Origin of the sequence: Gordonia sp. w5E2, assembly GCF_036540975.1 — a bacterium.
GTDB lineage: Bacteria > Actinomycetota > Actinomycetes > Mycobacteriales > Mycobacteriaceae > Gordonia > Gordonia jacobaea.
In genome coordinates this window covers 4,373,240-4,390,849 of the sequence record NZ_CP144213.1, presented here as the reverse complement: position 1 = coordinate 4,390,849, position 17,610 = coordinate 4,373,240, and the positions used below count along the sequence as shown (strand labels likewise).

Below are 17,610 nucleotides of genomic sequence, written 5' to 3'. Positions count from 1 at the left end.
CTCGGCGACTACCCCCGCCTGATGCTCTCCGACAAACTTTATGGATTGACGATTGACCCGGACCGTGCGATTGCTCGCTATGTAGCGCTGATGCTGGGGACTAGGCGAGTGCGAGGGCTTATTGAGCTTGAAGCCAGCGGGTCGTCCCCCTCCATGCAGAACATGAATCGCCCCGGGTTTGCTGGAGGCTCGGTTAGTTGGTTCCAGCGTTTGCGGGGACCGGGTTCTCACGGTAGCTGGTGACGGTGTGGGTCGACCAGTAGGCGCTCTCGTACTCGACGGGTGGGACGTGTCCGATCTCGCCGTGCAGGCGGCGGTGGTTGAACCATTCGACGTACTCAGCGACGGCGATCTCGACCTCGCCCACACCTGCCCAGCCGCCTCGCGGGCGCATCACGGGGTTACGGATGCATTCGGCTTTGAACAGCGAGTTGAACGCCTCAGCCATCGCGTTGTCGTATGAATCCCCCTTGGAGCCAACAGATGTCACCGCTTCGGCTTCGGCCAGTCGTTCGGTGTAGCGGATGGCTCGGTATTGCACTCCGCGGTCGGAGTGGTGGATCAGCCCGGCCACGTCGTGGCCGGCACGCGACCGTGCCCACAATCCCATGTCTAAGGCGTCCAATGCGAGGTCGGTGTGCATCGTGGTCGAGACCTGCCAGCCGACGACCATCCGCGAGAACACGTCCAGGACGAACGCCGCGTACACCCAGCCCGAGTGGGTGCGGATGTAGGTCAGGTCCGCCACCCACAACGCGTTCGGTGCCGCCGCGGTGAACTGACGGTTGACCCGGTCAGCCGGCCGGGGTGTTTCAGCTCCCTCGCTGCGCGTGGTCTTGCGTGTCTTGAGTCTCGCTATCCCTTGCAGCCCATCGGCTTTCATCAATCGCTCGACGGTGCAGCGGGCAACACTATGGCCCTGTCTGCGCAATTGGGCATGCACCTTGCGGGCACCGTAGACGCCGAGGTTGTCGGCATGCACCGCGCGGACCTGGGTAAGGAGATCCCGGTCACGCACCACACGAGGCGCCTCGGTCTTCTGGGGGCTCAGGTGGGCTCGTACCGTGGACGGAGCGATCTGGGCGGACGTATCGCGCAATGCCGCACAGATCGGATCGACTCCGTGTTCATCGCGGTGAGCCGCGACGAACTCCACGATCAACGCTGTGGGCGGTCGATCTCCGCCGCAAAGAAAGCCGAAGCCTGCTTCAAGATCGTGTTCGCTCGCCGCAGTTCACGGTTCTCCCGCTCCAACGCCGCGATGCGGTCAGCGTCCTCACTCGTGGTGCCCGGGCGGACCCCGCCGTCGATCTCGGCCTGACGAACCCAATTGCGCAACGCCTCGGGATGGACTCCGAGCTGATCGGCGATCCGCTTGATCGCACCTCTCGACGAATCGGGATCTCGTCGCGCTTCACATGCCATCCGGGTGGCCCGGTCCTTGAGTTCCTCACTGTACTTGCGTGGTGCTGCCATGCTCTCCATCCTTCACAGGTTCGAGAGCCTCCGACAGACCCGGGGCGGTTCAACATAAGCCAGGCCGACATTCTCAACCTGCCTTTAGATGTCCCGAGCGTCCCAGAGCAGAACCGGATAGTCGCTCATCTCGACGGGCAAACATCACAGATCGACACCCTGATCGCCGAGACCGAAAAGTTCATCGAACTCTCCCGCGAACGTCGCACAGCCCTGATCACCGCGGCGGTCACCGGTCAAATCGATGTGCGGCAGAAGGTGTCCTGAATCATGGCTGTCCACAATGAGATTGAGCTAGAGCGCACGATCGCCGAGCACCTCGCGGCGCACGGTTGGCTCTACTCGACAAATGACAAGGGCTACGACAAAGAACGCGCGTTGTTCCCCGAGGACGTTCTCGGCTGGTTGCGGGAAACGCAGCCTGAGCAAGTCGACAAGGTCATCAAGCCGGGCTCAAAGGACGTTGCCAAGCAGGAGGCGCAGCTTCTCGACCGCATTGTGAAGGTGCTCGATACGCCATTAAGCAATGGCGGCGGCGCACTGAACCTATTGCGCAACGGCTTCTCTCACCTGTCGGGCAAGTTCGCGATGTGCGTGTTCAAGCCGGAGACCACGCTCAACGCCAAACGCAACACCGACTACGCGGCGGTGCGGTTGCGGGTGATGCGGCAGGTCCACTTCTCGACCGCCGACAACCGATCGGTGGATCTGGTGTTCTTCGTCAACGGGCTACCGGTGGCGACCGCGGAGTTGAAGACCGAGTTCACACAGACCGTGACCGACGCCATTCGTCAATACCGCACGACGCGGCTGCCAAAAGATCCCGCAACAGGCCTAATCCAGCCGCTATTCGTATCGGGTGCCCGGGCGTTGGTGCATTTCGCGGCCACCAACGACGAGGTGTGGATGACCACCAACCTCGTCGGGGACAAGACCCACTTCCTGCCGTTCAACCGAGGCTCCGAGGACGGTGGTGCGGGAAACCCGCTGAATCCCAATGGTTCTCGATCGTCGTATCTGTGGGAGCGGGTGCTGCAACGCGATGCGTGGCTGAACATCCTCGGCCGGCTGATGTACATCAAGCACGAGTCACGAACCGATCCGATCAGCGGCAAGACCACGAAGACCTCGACGCTGCGGTTCCCGCGCTTTCATCAGTGGGAGGCGGTCACCAACCTCACCACTGCGGTTACCACTGAAGGTGCCGGAAACCGGTATCTGATTCAGCATTCGGCCGGGTCGGGTAAGACCGACTCGATCGCCTGGACAGCACACCGGATGGCGCGGCTGCAGGTGGACAATAAGAAGGTGTTCGACTCGGTCATCGTGGTGACCGACCGCAACGTCCTCGACGCACAGCTGCAGGACGCGATCAAGCAGATCGACAACGATCAGGGCATCGTGGTCGCGATCGACCGTGAGGAGGCATCCAAGTCGGGTGCATCAAAGTCGGGGTTGCTTGCCAAGGCACTGACCGACGGCAAACTCATCATCGTCGTCACCATCCAGACCTTCCCTTTCGCGATGCAGGCGATCCGAGAAAACAAGGGACTCAAGGGAAAAACCTTTGCCGTGATCGCCGACGAAGCACACTCTTCGCAGTCCGGGCAGATCGCAGGGAAGCTCAAGGCGGTGCTGACCGCCGAGGAGATCAAGGAGATCGAAGACGGCGGCGAGATCGACGTCGAAGCAATCCTGTCGGCAGAGGCCACCGATCGTGCCGACTCGTCGAACATCTCTTACTTCGCATTCACCGCCACACCCAAGGGCAAGACCCTCGAGTTGTTCGGCCGCCGACCCTCACCCGACGAGAAGCCCGTCCCGTTTCACGTCTACACGATGAAGCAAGCTATCGAGGAGGGCTACATCCTCGACGTTCTCACCGGTTACCACAGCTTCAAACTCGCCTTCCAGATCGGGCAGAACGTCGCACACGGCGCTGGGACGGACGGAGGCGATGGCGAAGTCGACCAGGCCGAAGCAACGAAGGCGGTGATGAAGTGGGTCAAACTCAACCCGCAGACCATCGCCCAAAAGTCGGCGATCATCGTCGAACACTTCCGCGAGAACGTCGCGAACCTGCTCGATGGGCATGCCAAGGCGATGGTGGTCGCAGACTCCCGCAAAGCGGCGGTCCGGTACAAACTGGCCATCGACGAGTACATAGCCAAGAAGGGGTACGGATACGGCACCCTGGTCGCGTTCTCGGGAACCGTGCATGACCCCGACTCCGGCCCCGACGACTTCACCGAAGCCAGCATGAACCCTGGTGTCCGTGACCTGCGGACCGCGTTCACCGGCGACCAGTACAAGGTGATGATCGTCGCCAACAAATTCCAGACCGGCTTCGACCAGCCGCTGCTGTGCGCGATGTACGTGGACCGCAAGCTCTCCGGAGTCACTGCGGTGCAGACCCTCTCGCGGCTCAACCGCACCTACCGCACACCGTCGGGAACGCCGAAGACCGCAGCGATGACCCAGGTGGTGGATTTCGTCAACGAACCCGCGACCATCCGAGAAGCATTCGAGCCGTACTACACCGACGCCTACCTCGAAACCGAGACCGATCCCAACCTGGTACATGATCTCGCCACCAAACTCGACACCGCCGCCATCTACACGCACGACGAAATCGACGACTGCGCGCAAGCATTCGTCAAGGGTGACCACCACGCACTTAAAGCGGCTGTCGACCCGGGCCAGAAACGCTTCGCGGACCGCTACACCGCCGCCCTGATTCACAACGGCGGCGAAGGTGACAAGGCCGAACTTGCGGTGCTCGACATGTTCCGGCGCGACGTCGGTTCGTTCGTCCGGCTCTACGACTTCATGTCACAGATCATCGACTACGGCGACGCCGAGCTGGAGAAGAAGCAGATCTACCTGCGTCACCTCGAACGAGTGATTCAGCCCGACAACTACACCACGCCCATCGACCTGTCGACGATCGTGCTCAGACAGGTCAAGCAGATCGACCAGGGCAAGACTGACATCAGTCTCGGCGCCAAAGCAGGACTGTCGGGATTGACCGCAACCGGCTCCGGAGAGAAACGCGACCCGACTATGGTCGCGCTCCGGCAGGTGCTCGACCGACTCAACGACCTGTTCGGCTCCGAGGACTTCTCGGAGAGCCAAAAGGTCTCGTTCATCGAGTCGCTGCTGCAGACTCTGCTCGCCGATAACGACCTCATTCAGCAAGCCAAGGTCAACTCCGCCAAGCAGTTCATCGAGTCGCCCGATTTCGCGTACGCGGTCACCGGAGCAGTCGCCGATAACCAAGGCGCACATCAGAAAATGAGTGACTACTTCTTCACCAACACACCAGGACGAACACACCTGATGTCCGACATCGCCAAATGGTTCTATCAGGTGGTGGCTGCATCGAATTCAGCACCGTAGAGACTTACAGGACCCTGCCTCGCCGATCTCAGCAGACCGCGGCCACTCGCTTGTGCGGCCACGTGGTCTTTGCACAGCAGGACGTTCCATAGCTCACGCCAACGCCACCTCCCGATGCCCCGCGACGCTGAATGCGGCGTCGCCGAAGGGGTTCGGCCCGCCCGTCGCAAGCGCGGCCAGGCATTCACCCCACACCGGCGCGAACTTGAATCCGTTGCCGCTGAACGCTGTTCCCACGATCACGCCGTCGCCGACGCTGTCGATGATCGGCATCTTGGTCGGCGTCCACGAATCCGAATGCAACGACCACCGCACGACGTCGGGAATCAGATCGGGGATCATGCGTGCCGCCTGGTCACCGATCCACCGAAGCTGTTCGCGGCTCAGCGTCGTCGGTCGGTCGGCCCAGTCGTCGAATGCGTCGAGATCGATGTGCGGGCAGATCTTGATGCTGTAGCCGTCGAGTGTCGGTACTCCGAAGGCGTGCACATCGTCGAGGTCGCGCATGAACCCGGGGAAGACGTCGGGCGTGAACCGCTCCACGTGGCGCGGCATGAGCCACGTCAGCGCAAAGGTCTTGGTCTGCACCACGTCTCGCAGTTCGGGGAGTAGTCGAGCCGTCCACGGACCAGCGGTCACGACGACGCGGTCGGCGGTGAACTCACCGCGACTTGTGCGCACGAGAACGCCGTTCGATGTCTCCACGATGTCGAGCACTTCGGTGTCGTAGATTGCCGACGCCCCGTGTGAGAACGCCTGGTCGGTGGCGGCCGCAACGGCCATCTCCGGACGCATGGCGCCGCCGAGGAGGTCGAGTACGCCGATGTCGTCGTCCTCAATGTGGAACTGCGGGAAGCGAAGTCGCATCTGCGCAGCGTCGAAAATCTTGTGCGGCAGGTCGAAGTGCTCGATCGATGCCAGTGTCGGCTGCAAATCGGGATGATCCGACGGTGCAACGCTGAGTGCGCCTGCGGGAAGCAGGATGTCGCGTCCGTATCCGGCCCCGAGTTCCTGCCACAGCTCGCGTGACCGCAGCAGGGCGGGAGTGAACAGCTCACCCTCTTTCGCTGCGACGCGGAACAATCGCGACTCACCCGCGTACGCGCCCTCGGTGTGAACCCTCCCGAATTGCTCGATACCGAGAACGTCGACACCTTTCTTTGCCAACTGCCACAACGTCATCGATCCGATGGAGCCGAGCCCGACGACGATGACCGAATGGTGTGCGGCCACTGAACTATCGCTCATGACAGGGCCGGGCTTTCCCACAGGTTCAGCGGGGTTCCGATGCCGCGCTCCACCGCGTTGCGATACACAACCGTGCCCCACGCGACGTCTTCGACGGGCATGCCGCCCACGGACAGGATCACGATCTCGTCATCGTTGCGTCGTCCCTCGACGGCGCCTGCTGCAACCGCGCCGAGATCGACGAGCTCCTCGCGCGGCATCGAGCCGTCGTGAATCATGTCCATGAACTTGCAGCCGATGATGGGAATCGAGTTGTGCGAGGGGTATTCGGTCTCGTCGAACCATGCGTCGTAGAGGCCGATGTTGTCGACGACCTTGCGGACGTCGGATGCCTTGAGCCCCTCGTCGATCTCGCAACTGGCGGGCATGCTCAAGAATGCTCCCGGCTTCAGCCAGTCGCGGCGGACGAGGGGATAGGTCGACGGATCGCCGATCTCGCCCGAGGTGCAGTAGGTGACGATGTCGCTGTCGCGCACGGCATCCTCGACGTCGTCGACTTCGATGACCGTCAATTGCGGGTACTCCTGCGCAACCCAACCGGCGAAGTTGTCGAGGCTGCCGCGGCTGCGGCCCTTCACCTTGACGGTGTCGATCTTGGGGCAGGTCGCCATGAACGCGGCCAGCGAGGTCCGGGCCATGACGCCAGGGCCGACGATGCCGACGACCTGTGCGTCCTCGCGTGCCAGGAACCGTGCCCCGACACCTGGGACAGCTCCGGTTCGGTACGCCGACAACAGATTTGCCGACATCAATGCCAGTGGAGCGCCCGTGTCGGTGTCGTTGAGCATGAACATCAGAATCGACCTCGGCAGGCCCTTCTCGCGGTTGGCGATGTTGGAGCCGTACCACTTCATACCGCTCGTTCCGAAGCTGCCGCCGAGGTAGGCCGGCATGGCCATGAAGCGACGATCCGCCGTGTTCTTGGGCATGGTCTCGAACGGAGACTCGTCCGGGAAGGTGACCATTGCGCCGTGGGAGTCGCTGTTGGTGCCCGCCATCCGGTAGTCGCCGGAATGCAACAGCACGAATGTCTCCTGCATGGCGTCGACGCACGCGGCCATGTCGGTGACGCCTGCGGCGATCATGTCGGGTTCGGAGAGATAGCGAAAGTCGATGGAGGTCATGGGTTTTCCTGTTCTGTGCTGAAGAGAAGGGGGTCAGACCGCGATGGCCGAGGTCAGGGAGTCGTACGCAACGACGTTGCGGCGTCGCATGATCAGTGCCTGGACTACTCCCAGTACGAGTGCCGCGACAACAAGAGCGATGAAGAAGTCGGCAAGCGACTGCGAACCGCCGATCAGCGTCGGGAAGTTCCAGATGACCGCCACGAGGATGGTGATGAGTCCGATGAACCCGAGCGTCGGCGCGATCACCGCTCGCCAGAGGCCGGCCTGAATGTTGTTGCGGCGGAAGTACACCAGCACCGCGAGGCAGGTCAGTGCCATCAGCACGACGATTCCCAGAGTTGCGACGCCGGAGAACCAGGCGAAGACCTCGAGTTCGGGGTCGAGGGACAAGGCGGCGAAGACGACGATGAGCAGTGCGGCGGTGATGGTCTGCACGAACGAACTGACATGGGGTGACAGGTGATTCGGGTGCACCGTGCCCAGCTTCGACGGCATGGCCGTCGCCGAGGCCATCGAGTGCTGGTAGCGCGAGATCACGTTGTGGAAGCTGAGGATGCACGCAAAGAGGCTCGTGATCAGCAGGACATTGACCGTCGTCGACGCCCAGGTGCCCAGGTAGGTCTGCGCCGTCGCCATGATCATGCCTGACGGGTCCTTGGCGGCAGCGGCGACCACGTTGTCCGGTCCCCACGCCATGACGAGTGCCCAGGACGAGAAGGCGTAGAAGACGCCGATGAGCAGGACGGAGACGTAGGTTGCGCGCGGGATGGTGCGGTCGGGGTCACGAGCCTCGTTGCGGAAGATCGCGGTTGCCTCGAAGCCGATGAATCCGGCGACCGCGAACATCAGGCCGATGCCGGGTGCACCCGACATCACCTCGGACGGCTTGAACGAAGCCATCGAGAGTCCCTGGTTGCCGCCCTTGGCCATGATGGCGATATCGAGGATCAGCACGATCCCGATCTCTGCGATGAGCAGCAGACCGAGGACCTTGGAACTCAACTCGATGTGCCGGTAGCCGAGGATGCCGGTGAACGCCGCGATCACCAGTGCCCACACCCACCAGGCGATCGACGGTCCGCCGAGGTCGGAGACGCCGGAGGAGATCAGCACGCCGATCAGGCCGTACACCGCTGCCTGGATCATCGTGTAGGTCAGCAGCGCCAGATGCGCGGTGCCGAGTCCGAGGGGCCTGCCGAGTCCGTAGCCGACGTAGGTGAAGAAGGCGCCCGGCCGGGGGATGTAGCGGGCCATCGTGCTCAGCCCCACCGAGAAGAGCAGCAGGACTACGGCGGCGATGACGAACATCGACGGCACGCCTGCGCCATTGCCGAGCAGGAACGCGACGGGTACACCACCGCCGACGACGGTGAGGGGAGCGGCCGCGGCGACCACCATGAAGACGATGGCTCCGACGCCGAGCGACCCCTGCAGGGATCGAGACGAGCCGGGTGAACTGGCGGTGGCAGCGCCGCTATCGATAGATGTCATGTGATTCTCTTCTGCGATCAGACGGGCGACATCGTGCAAGGAATCGTGCAAGGAGATGTCGTGAGGACTGGGCGTCGATGCCCGTGCATATATGTTCTGACCGCCCCGTCGCGGCGTCGTTGCCCCGCGGTAACACGTCTGGACACCTTCGTGGGACGACGCTCGACGCCGAGACCCGTTGCGTGTCACGCCCACAACACCATCGAGTAACACGGCGGAAACACGCTGTGGTTAGCGTCCGCGCTATGCCGGGACCAGCCAGAGATCGCGTTCGTGCGCGACTACGTCTGGGCGCTCGCACCCAGTTGGTCGGGCTTGATCGTCGAAGTCTCGGATTCACCGATGTGGTCGCGCAGTCGGTGGCCGTCATGGCGCCATGCGCTGCAGCCGCAACAATACCGATGCTGCTCGGCCAGGCGAATGCTCCGCTGGTGTGGTGCGTCGTCACGGCTACCGTGCTGTGTGCGTTGGTCGCATCGACCCTCGGCGTCTTCGCGTCGCGCGTGGTTGCTCCGGGCGCTCTCTACACCTACGCGGCCAAGGGCCTCGGCCCCTCCGCAGGCGCTGCCACCGCGGCCGCGATGACGCTTGGCTACGGGTCGCTGGCGATGTTCACGCTGTCGCAGACCGCAGCCTATGGGTTGCGGATATTCGGGGTCACTGCACCGTCGACGCTGACGATGTGTCTTGCCGTCGCGGGGATCGCGGCGGCCATGGCTGTTCTCTTGATTCGCGGGGTCCGAGTCTCGGCGCGGGTCGGGCTGATCATCGAGGCCGTTGCGGTCGCAGGATTGTTGACCCTTGTCGGAGTGTTGGTCGCACGCAACTGGGACCACATGTCGGTGCGTTCAGCGGTTGCGGTGCCGACCGGATGGTCGCACTACCTCGCGGGCGTAGCCGTCGCGACGTGCGGAATCATCGGATTCGAAAGCGCCGCAACACTGTCGGTCGAAGCGAAGCGTCCGCTGCGCACCATCCCACGGGCGATCAACGCCTCGCTGCTCTTGGGCGCCGTCGTGGTTCTCATCGCGACACTGGCCCAGGCGGGCGGAGCGACAGTGCTCGACGGCATCTCCGCGCTCGGCGAGGGAAACGTCGACGTGCTCACCGAGAGCATCGGGGCGTCGTGGGTTGCCCCGCTGGTGAATCTCGGTGTGTGCGCATCGTTTCTTGCGTGTGCGCTTGCAAGTACCACGGCGCTGACCCGAACTCTGCTGTCGCTGGCCCGAGAGAGCGTGCTCCCCAGCCGACTCGGTTACACACATCCGCGTTTCAAAACGCCGGTCGTCGGCGTGGTTGTGAGCCTGCTCGTGATGGTCGCGGTGATTGTCATATCCCTGGCTGCGGGTGCGTCGGAGAATTCCATGCGCGGCTCGATGGCGGCAGCACCAGCCATTGGATTCATGGTCGCCTACGTTCTTGTCTGCGTTGCGGCGCCTGCATTTCTGCGCAAAACCGGTGAACTACAACGACGGACGACGGTGATAGCCGGGCTCGCCGCGATCGGATTCGGCGGCATCCTGGTTGTCTTCGTCGCGACGAACATCGGCGGCACCTGGGCACCGGGAATCATCGGTGCATTGGTCTGGCTGGCGCTGGCGGCACTCGGCTACGTGACGCTGCGTCGCATTCGGCCACTGGTCACAGCTCGTATAGGAATTCACGAAACACCAATGCGCTCAGAGGTGTTCAGTGGACACCTCGAGGCCGACGCCGCAGTCAGTGGCGGACCGTCGCGATGAGTCCTGCCTTTGGGAGCGACTCGTCGTCGAAATCGGTGATCAACGCACTGCAGATCCTTGAAGAGGTCGCGACGATGGGGCCGGGTGTGACCGCAGTCGAGTTGTCCAGGCATCTCGGATTGTCGAAGTCGGCGACGTACCGTCTCGTGAATCTGCTTGCGCAGGAGGAGTATTTGGTCCGCACGCCCGACCTGGGCGGCTTCGCGCTCGGCGCCAGAATTGATCGCATGATCGGCGCCGCTGCCGGGCCGCCGGTCTCCGACCAACTCCGTACCGTTCTCGACGAGGTGCGCGCCGGCCTGCGATTCGGCGTGCACCTGTTCGGCTGCCACCGCGCGGGGACTTCGCGGGCCAGGCTGAGCCTGATGGACATCGATCCGGACTACCCGCTCAGTGACCCCGGCCGGCTTCTCCACGATCTGACCGCGTCCGCGGCGGGCAGGCTGATGACCGCCATCGGATCCGGGCATCCGGCCGCGGCACCGACGCACGCGAGCCAAATCGGCTCGTTCATACCCAACTTCGGCTGTGTCTCTGTGCCGGTGTGGGGAGCAGATTCGACGCTGGTCGCCGCGCTCACCATCGCCGCGCCCGCTAAGCACATCGAGAACCCCGAGACGCTAGTCCGACTGCTCGCCGACCCCGCGCGTCGGGTCGCCGAGATCATGGCCCCCGGCGAGGAGTGAGCTGAAGGACGGGGAATAGCTCGGGGAATAGCTCATATCCGCTACGTCGCCACCGACCACCCCGGCAGATGCCCGGTCAGTGTCCAGGCAGCCTGTCGGGCCGCACCGAGCGCGACCCATTCACTTTCGGCGGGAAGAATGACGGTGCCTTCGAAGACTGATGGTGCGATGGCACGTATCGCCGGCGATTTCGCTCCACCTCCGATGAGAAGGACCCTCTCGACGTCGACGCCCTGCGCCTCAATCTGCTCCCGGCACCACACCAGCGAGCCGAGTAGTCCTTCGACGGCGGCACGTGCGACCGATGGCGCCGTGAAGTTCTCGGTCGTGATCCCCGTCAGCGATCCAGTCGCATCGGGCAGGTTCGGCGAGCGCTCTCCGGCGAAGTAGGGCACGAGACGCAGCCCGTGTGCGCCTGCAGGGGCCGAGACTGCCAGTCGTGCAAACTCATCGAGGTCGACGCCGAGCATTCTCGCGGTTGCGGCGAGAACCGGTGCACCGTTCAGCGTGCACACCAACGGCAGATGGCGGCCGGTGCCATCGGCGAACCCCGCGACAATGCCGGATGGATCGCACGGCGCGACATCGGTGACAGCACTGATGACTCCGGAGGTACCCAGCGAGACAATGGCGTCGCCCGGACCGGCCTGTAGTCCGAGTGCCGCGGCGGCGTTGTCGCCGAGTCCTGCGCCGAGTAGCGCGCCGTCGGGGATTCGTGCGGCAGCCTGTTCGGCCTCGATCACCCTGGGCAACAACGGACTTCGCCCATGTAGTGCAAGTTCAAGCAGGTCGGGGCGATATTCGTCTCGGGCAGCGCTGAAGTATCCTGTTCCCGAAGCATCGCTGCGGTCGGTGGTCAGTGTGGCGATGTCGGTCGATCCGGACAGCCGCCACGTCAGCCAATCGTGGGGAAGACATACAGCGGCAGTTATGTCGGCGTTCTGAGGTTCGTTGTCGGCGAGCCAACGCAGTTTTGCCGCAGTGATCGCGGCAACCGGGACGACGCCGACTGTCTCCGCCCATTTCTCGGGTCCGCCGAGCTCGTCGATCAGATCGGCGGCGCTCGTCGCCGATCGGGTGTCGTTCCACAACAAGGCATCTCGAATCACCCTGCCCGACTCGTCCAGGCAGATCATGCCGTGTTGCTGTCCGGCAACGGACACGGCCGCGACGTCGTCGAGCCCGCCTGCGGCGGAGATGGCCGCGCACAACGCAGTCCACCAGTGCTCGGGATCTACTTCGGTACCCGGCGGGTGTGGCGCGCTCGCCGAGCGAACGACGGCGCCGGTCTCGGCATCACAGATCACGATCTTGCAGGATTGCGTTGACGAGTCGATCCCCGCCACGAGTGTCATGCGAGCAACTCCTTCAGGGTCTCGCGGGAACCCCTGGTACGCAACGTTTCCAGCGCCCATAGGTAGGGCTTGGTGAAGCCGTCGCTGTCGACGAGGTCACCGAAGAGCCCTCGTTCCGAGACGAAGGCGAGCGGTTCGGTCCGCGACTTCTGTGCCAGTGGCACGAGTTCGTCGGCCTTCGGGTCGACGACGTCGATCGCGTCGCCGTTCTCGTCGATGCCCTCGGCATATCGAGTCCAACTCGCCACGACGGCAGCGGCAAGATCGACGTTGCCACCAGCGTGGAGTCGCTCGCGAATCACGGGCACGAGCCATTTGGGAATGCGGTCGGAGGAATCCTGGCACAGGCGTGCGATCGTGTCGGCAATGGCGGGATTGGCGAAGCGCTCGAGAAGTGTGTCTATATATGCGTTGACGTCGACACCGGGCAATGGTGCAAGTGTCGGTTCTGCTTCGTCGAGCATGTAGCGGCGCAACAGTTCACGGATGTCGAAATCGCTTGCGGCGTCGTGAACATAGCGGTAGCCGAGTAGGTAACCGAAGTAGCACAACGCTTGGTGGCTCGCGTTGAGCAGACGCAACTTCATGAGCTCGTACGGCGTGACGTCATCGACGATCTGTACACCGACGTTTTCCAGCGCGGGTCGTCCGTTGCTGAACGAGTCCTCGAGGACCCATTGGGTGAATGGCTCGGCGACGACTGGCCAGTTGTCGCCGATGCCGGTTCGTGCCTCGACCTCCGCCGCCAATTCAGGTGGGGTGACCGGCGTTATCCTGTCGACCATCGAATTGGGAAACGACGTGTGGGTGTCGATCCACCGGGCGAGCTCAGGATCACGCAGATGCGCGTAGGCGAGGAACGTCGAGCGGGCGATGTGCCCGTTGCCCTGGATGTTGTCGCACGACATCACGGTGAACGACGGAAGTCCGCGTGCACGTCGGCGTGCAAGGGCTTCCGTCGCCAATCCGAAAACCGTTGCCAGAGGATGATTTCCGCTCAGATCTGCGACGATGGCTGGATTCTCGGCGTCGAACTCACCTGTCGCAGGGGAGAAATTGTAGCCGCCCTCGGTGACCGTGAGCGACACGATCCGGGTTTCGGGATCGGCGAGCCGATCAAGGACGGTCTCGGGATCGTCTGGGGCGTAGAGATACTCGACGATCGAACCGATCACCGAGGTCTCGACAGCGCCATCAGGACTCTTGAGGGTCAATGTGTAGAGCCCGTCCTGGGGCACGAGGGCGTCGCGCATCGCCTGATCGGCAGGCCGGACACCGACACCGCAGATACCCCACGATCGTGCCTTGGGTTCGGCGAGAAGGCGATCGACATACATTGCTTGGTGCGCACGGTGAAAGCCGCCGACACCGAAATGGACGATTCCGACGGTGACGTGTGTGCGGTCGTAGCCGGGCGTCGAGGTGTCGGTGATTGCTGGAAGAGCGTCGTTGCTGAGCCGGGTACTCACGGGTGCGCCTTTCGGGTGTCTGGTCGGGGTTCGGTGTAGCGCGAGAGTGCCGGATACACAACAGCTTTGATGTGTCCTGTGATGCGATCGGCGTTGAGCGCCGCGGGCAGCTCGTCGAGTCCGAAACGGGCGGTGACCATGGAGTCGAGGTCGACGGCGCCGGTGGTGGCAAGTCGGGTCGCCGTTGGCCAGGTGTTTGCATAGCGGAAGACGCCCGTCAGGACAATCTCGCGGTTCTGTATCAACGATATGGGCAGTTCCATGGTGTCGGCGCCCATGCCGACGAGCACAGCACGGCCTCCGGGTCGAAGAGCGGAGATGCCCGCGGTGACCGCTGCCGGCGCGCCGCTCGCGTCGACGAATGCGTCCACGGGTGCGATGGCCGTGCCGGGAACGGCGACATCGGTTGCCCCGAATCGGAGTGCCTGCGACCGGCGCTTTTCGTCGGGCTCGCTCACGACGATCCGCGAGAGCCCGGCCGCACGGGCTACCTGCGCGCACATCAGCCCGATCGGCCCCGCTCCGCTGATCAGAAGTGAATCACCAAGTCGAACCGATGCTTTCGCGATCGACGCGAGACCGACCGACAGGGGTTCGAAAAGTGCGGCAGCCTCGTCGCTCACGTCGTCGGGTACGGCATGCGCGAATGGGGAACCGATCGTCACGAACTCGGTCAGCGCGCCGTCGACCGGGGGCGTTCCGTAGAAGCGCATGGCCGGGCACAGGTGGTAGTCACCACGCATCGTCTCCGTGCTCGTCGGGTCGGGTCGCTGCGGCTCTATCGACACGCGCTGGCCGATGCGTGAGGATTGGACACCCGCTCCGACGTCGACGATCACCCCGGCGGCCTCGTGTCCGAGGATCAGCGGCTCGCGCACCACGTGCTCACCAATGCGTCCGTGGCGCAGGTAGTGCGTGTCCGAACCGCATATTCCGACCGCGCTGACCTGCACAAGGACATCTCCGGGGCCGGGCCGGGGTACGGGTCTGGTCTCCACGGTCAGCTGTCGGCCAGGCGAGAGAACCGAAGCCCGCATCGCGTGGAGTCCCTGATCACTCGTCGTCGAGGATGTTGCGTGGCTCACATCACAGATGTTAGCGTATTGAGCATATTCACCGCTAGTGAGCAAATGCTCACCGGTCGACATCACGCGAACATCAAGGGCGATGCTCATGGCGACACGCAACAAGACACCGGCACAGACCCGAGCCGAGGCCACGCACTCCGATGCCGGTACCTCTTCACGTTCGACGTCCCGCGCGACGTCGGATAGTGGATCGGATCTGAGGTTGCTGGTCCGGGCGGCAACGATGTACCACCTCGAGGGCCTGACCCAAGCCGAGATCGCCGCGCGTCTCGGCGTCTCACGCCCGACCGCCGGGCGACTCGTGGCACGTGCTCGGGCGCAGGGCCTCGTTCAGGTGACGGTCTCGGCTCCGTCGCACCTCTCGGCGTCGATTCATACCGATCTCGAGCGGAGCGTCGAGAAGGCATTCGGACTAGACGAGGCGCTGGTCATCGATGAAGTCGCCGACGGGACCACATCCGGTAACGCGGCACTCGGTCGGGCCGGGGCTTCGGTCCTCGCACGCCGCATCCAGTCCACGGACACATTCGGATTCACCTGGGGCCCTGAACAAGTCGCGGTCGCCGACGCGATGAGCGCCTCGGCGTCGTGTCAACGGGTGGTCCAGATGGATGGTTCGATGACATCCGTCGACTACCACACCGGCGTCGATCATGCGCTCGCAAGATTCTCCGAACGACTGCATGCGCAACCACTGCGGCTGGTCGCCCCGCTCTACGTCGACGCAGAGACCGTCACCGCCCTCAACCGCGATTCGATTCTGTCCCAATCGCTTTCCGCAGCGCGAGGTGCTCACATCATGCTCTTCGGAGTGGGCTCCGTGTCCACCTCGACGACGCTGTTCGAGGGTGCGTACATCGACGCCATCGTGCTCGACGAGCTCATCGAGCTGGGCGCGGTGGGAGAGATCGGCGGACGCTTCTACGACGCCGCGGGCGAGCCCGTTTCGTCGAGCCTCGTGGAACGGACGGTGTCTGTGCCGCTCGATGCCGTGCGCGCCTGTCCCACATCCATTCTCGTATCCGGTGGAGTTCACCGCCGTGAATCGATACTCGGAGCCCTGCGCGGCGGTTTCGCCACCATTCTGGTGACCGACACCGAAACCGCCGAATGGCTTGTCATGCAAGAGAAAGGCCGACAGTGAGGTCACTGAGACAACGAAGTCTTCGCGCCGCGCGACGACGGACGACATACATGGTGGCCGCGGTGTGTGCCGCTGCATCACTCGCATTCGTCACCGGGTGTTCGGGCGCGGGTTCGCTTGGCGGAGGCAGCCGAGAGGTCACCGTCGCCATGGTGTCGAACTCGCAGATGCAAGACGCCGTCAAGCTCTCCGAGCAGTTCGAACAACAGAATCCGGGAGTGCACGTCAAGTTCGTGACGCTGTCGGAGAACGAGGCACGAGCGAAGATCACCGCGTCGGTCTCGACCGGCGGTGGCGAATTCGACGTGGTGATGATCAGCAACTACGAGACACCCATGTGGGCCAAATATGGCTGGCTGGTCAACCTGACGCCCTACATGAATGCCGACTCGTCTTACGACGCAGACGATTTCATACCGACGCTCAAATCAGCACTTTCCTACAACGGGCAGATGTACTCGGCGCCCTTCTACGGTGAGTCGTCGTTTCTAATGTACAACAAGAAGCTCTTCGCACAGGCGGGTGTGAATCTACCTGCCACCCCGACGTGGCCACAGGTCGCCGACGCAGCACGCCGTCTCACCAACGACCAGACAGCGGGAATCTGCCTACGTGGCAAGCCCGGATGGGGCGAGGTGCTTGCACCGCTCAACACCGTGATCAACGCGTACGGCGGACGTTGGTTCGACGAGGACTGGAACGCTCAACTGACCAGCCCGGAGGTCGAGGCGGCGGTGCAGATGTATGTCGACACCGTTCGCAGGTACGGCGAGGCCGGCGCATCGTCTTCCGGTTTCCAAGAATGCGGAAACCTGATGTCGCAGGGGCAGGTTGCGATGTGGTACGACGCCACGTCAGCGGTCTCGGTTCTCGAGAGTCCAGACGACTCCACGATCGCCGGCGACGTCGGCTACCTACCCGCGCCGACCATGGCCAAGAATGACAACGGGTGGCTCTACACCTGGTCACTCGGTATCCCGTCGAGCAGCGACAACAAGGACGACGCCTGGAAGTTCATCGACTGGATGACCAACAAGAGCTACATCCAGCACGTCGCAACAACACTCGGTGCGACGCACGTGCCGCCGGGCAGCAGAATGTCGACCTACCAGTTGCCCGCCTATCAGAAGATCTCGCAGCCGTTCGCCGAGCAGACGCTGTCGGCGATGCAGGCGGCAGATCAGCTCAAGCCGACGCTCAAGCCGGTGCCCTACACCGGAATCCAGTTCCTCGCGATCCCAGAGTTCCAGGACCTCGGTACCCGTGTCAGCCAACAGATCTCGGCCGCTATCGCAGGTCAGATCAGTGTTCATGACGCACTGGAGCAGGCGCAGCAGTACGCGCAGGTCGTCGGTAAGTCCTATCAGAGGGAGAGGTAGACCATG

Annotated in this window: 12 protein-coding genes and 1 other annotated feature; of the genes, 5 read left to right on the top strand and 7 right to left on the bottom strand. The window is 63.3% G+C overall.

Features of this window, described 5'->3' with window-relative positions:
* Nucleotides 1-193: 193 nt before the first annotated feature.
* Nucleotides 194-1,476, bottom strand: a protein-coding gene (locus tag RND64_RS19835) for an IS3 family transposase (protein ID WP_287014881.1) whose coding sequence is annotated in 2 segments (ribosomal slippage) — nucleotides 194-1,188 and nucleotides 1,188-1,476 — 1,284 coding nt in all. Because the reading frame shifts where the segments join, the coding sequence is not laid out codon by codon here.
* Nucleotides 1,070-1,198 (bottom strand) — a sequence feature (AL1L pseudoknot). (Overlaps the previous gene by 129 nt.)
* A 270-nt stretch (nucleotides 1,477-1,746) precedes the next feature.
* Between RND64_RS19835 and RND64_RS19830 the strand changes: the two genes are divergently transcribed.
* Entirely contained in the window at nucleotides 1,747-4,875 is a 3,129-nt protein-coding gene (locus tag RND64_RS19830) for a type I restriction endonuclease subunit R (protein ID WP_049700072.1), read from the top strand.
* A 93-nt stretch (nucleotides 4,876-4,968) separates the two neighbouring features.
* On the opposite strand, the gene solA is transcribed toward RND64_RS19830, so the two are convergent.
* From solA to RND64_RS19815, 3 genes are read right to left on the bottom strand one after another with little or no spacing between them, the layout of a single operon-like run.
* On the bottom strand, nucleotides 4,969-6,123 hold the full coding sequence (gene solA / locus RND64_RS19825) for an N-methyl-L-tryptophan oxidase (protein WP_049700071.1): 1,155 nt from the start codon (nucleotides 6,121-6,123) through the stop codon (nucleotides 4,969-4,971).
* Nucleotides 6,120-7,247 (bottom strand): tyramine oxidase subunit B, encoded by a 1,128-nt coding sequence (locus tag RND64_RS19820; RefSeq protein ID WP_049700070.1) that lies wholly within the window; start codon nucleotides 7,245-7,247, stop codon nucleotides 6,120-6,122. The genes solA and RND64_RS19820 overlap by 4 nt, the downstream gene beginning before the upstream one ends.
* 33 nt (nucleotides 7,248-7,280) lie before the next feature.
* The gene (locus tag RND64_RS19815; RefSeq protein ID WP_049700130.1) at nucleotides 7,281-8,741 is read right to left on the bottom strand and encodes an APC family permease; all 1,461 of its coding nucleotides are present in this window, start codon (nucleotides 8,739-8,741) and stop codon (nucleotides 7,281-7,283) included.
* 245 nt (nucleotides 8,742-8,986) lie between these two features.
* On the opposite strand from RND64_RS19815, the gene RND64_RS19810 reads away from it, so the two are divergent.
* Both RND64_RS19810 and RND64_RS19805 read left to right on the top strand, forming a co-directional pair.
* Entirely contained in the window at nucleotides 8,987-10,483 is a 1,497-nt protein-coding gene (locus RND64_RS19810) for an APC family permease (protein WP_235434419.1), read from the top strand.
* Nucleotides 10,480-11,169, top strand: a complete 690-nt coding sequence (locus RND64_RS19805) for a helix-turn-helix domain-containing protein (protein ID WP_049700069.1) — start codon at nucleotides 10,480-10,482, stop codon at nucleotides 11,167-11,169. The genes RND64_RS19810 and RND64_RS19805 overlap by 4 nt, the downstream gene beginning before the upstream one ends.
* A gap of 41 nt (nucleotides 11,170-11,210) precedes the next feature.
* Here RND64_RS19805 and RND64_RS19800 read toward each other — a convergent pair whose 3' ends face one another.
* Genes RND64_RS19800 through RND64_RS19790 form a run of 3 tightly spaced genes read right to left on the bottom strand, consistent with a single transcriptional unit; the run spans nucleotide 11,211 to nucleotide 15,030 of the window.
* Nucleotides 11,211-12,524: a xylulokinase gene (locus tag RND64_RS19800; protein WP_049700128.1), complete on the bottom strand. Its 1,314-nt coding sequence runs from the start codon at nucleotides 12,522-12,524 to the stop codon at nucleotides 11,211-11,213.
* Nucleotides 12,521-13,993, bottom strand: coding sequence for a mannitol dehydrogenase family protein (locus RND64_RS19795; protein ID WP_049700068.1), 1,473 nt, complete (start codon nucleotides 13,991-13,993; stop codon nucleotides 12,521-12,523). Before RND64_RS19795 ends, RND64_RS19800 begins: the two co-directional genes overlap by 4 nt.
* Nucleotides 13,990-15,030, bottom strand: a complete 1,041-nt coding sequence (locus tag RND64_RS19790) for an NAD(P)-dependent alcohol dehydrogenase (RefSeq protein WP_049700067.1) — start codon at nucleotides 15,028-15,030, stop codon at nucleotides 13,990-13,992. The genes RND64_RS19795 and RND64_RS19790 overlap by 4 nt, the downstream gene beginning before the upstream one ends.
* Nucleotides 15,031-15,160: 130 nt before the next feature.
* On the opposite strand from RND64_RS19790, the gene RND64_RS19785 reads away from it, so the two are divergent.
* Entirely contained in the window at nucleotides 15,161-16,225 is a 1,065-nt protein-coding gene (locus RND64_RS19785; protein ID WP_152930114.1) for a sugar-binding transcriptional regulator, read from the top strand.
* 50 nt (nucleotides 16,226-16,275) lie between these two features.
* Nucleotides 16,276-17,604, top strand: a complete 1,329-nt coding sequence (locus RND64_RS19780) for an ABC transporter substrate-binding protein (RefSeq protein WP_049700066.1) — start codon at nucleotides 16,276-16,278, stop codon at nucleotides 17,602-17,604.
* The last annotated feature ends 6 nt before the right edge of the window (nucleotides 17,605-17,610 follow it).

Coding starts and splice junctions, on each gene's coding strand:
- RND64_RS19830 (WP_049700072.1), top strand. CDS start 1,747: ATGGCTGTCCACAATGAGATTGAGCTAGAGCGCACGATCGCCGAGCAC.
- solA (WP_049700071.1), bottom strand. CDS start 6,123: ATGAGCGATAGTTCAGTGGCCGCACACCATTCGGTCATCGTCGTCGGG.
- RND64_RS19820 (WP_049700070.1), bottom strand. CDS start 7,247: ATGACCTCCATCGACTTTCGCTATCTCTCCGAACCCGACATGATCGCC.
- RND64_RS19815 (WP_049700130.1), bottom strand. CDS start 8,741: ATGACATCTATCGATAGCGGCGCTGCCACCGCCAGTTCACCCGGCTCG.
- RND64_RS19810 (WP_235434419.1), top strand. CDS start 8,987: ATGCCGGGACCAGCCAGAGATCGCGTTCGTGCGCGACTACGTCTGGGC.
- RND64_RS19805 (WP_049700069.1), top strand. CDS start 10,480: ATGAGTCCTGCCTTTGGGAGCGACTCGTCGTCGAAATCGGTGATCAAC.
- RND64_RS19800 (WP_049700128.1), bottom strand. CDS start 12,524: ATGACACTCGTGGCGGGGATCGACTCGTCAACGCAATCCTGCAAGATC.
- RND64_RS19790 (WP_049700067.1), bottom strand. CDS start 15,030: ATGCGGGCTTCGGTTCTCTCGCCTGGCCGACAGCTGACCGTGGAGACC.
- RND64_RS19785 (WP_152930114.1), top strand. CDS start 15,161: ATGCTCATGGCGACACGCAACAAGACACCGGCACAGACCCGAGCCGAG.
- RND64_RS19780 (WP_049700066.1), top strand. CDS start 16,276: ATGGTGGCCGCGGTGTGTGCCGCTGCATCACTCGCATTCGTCACCGGG.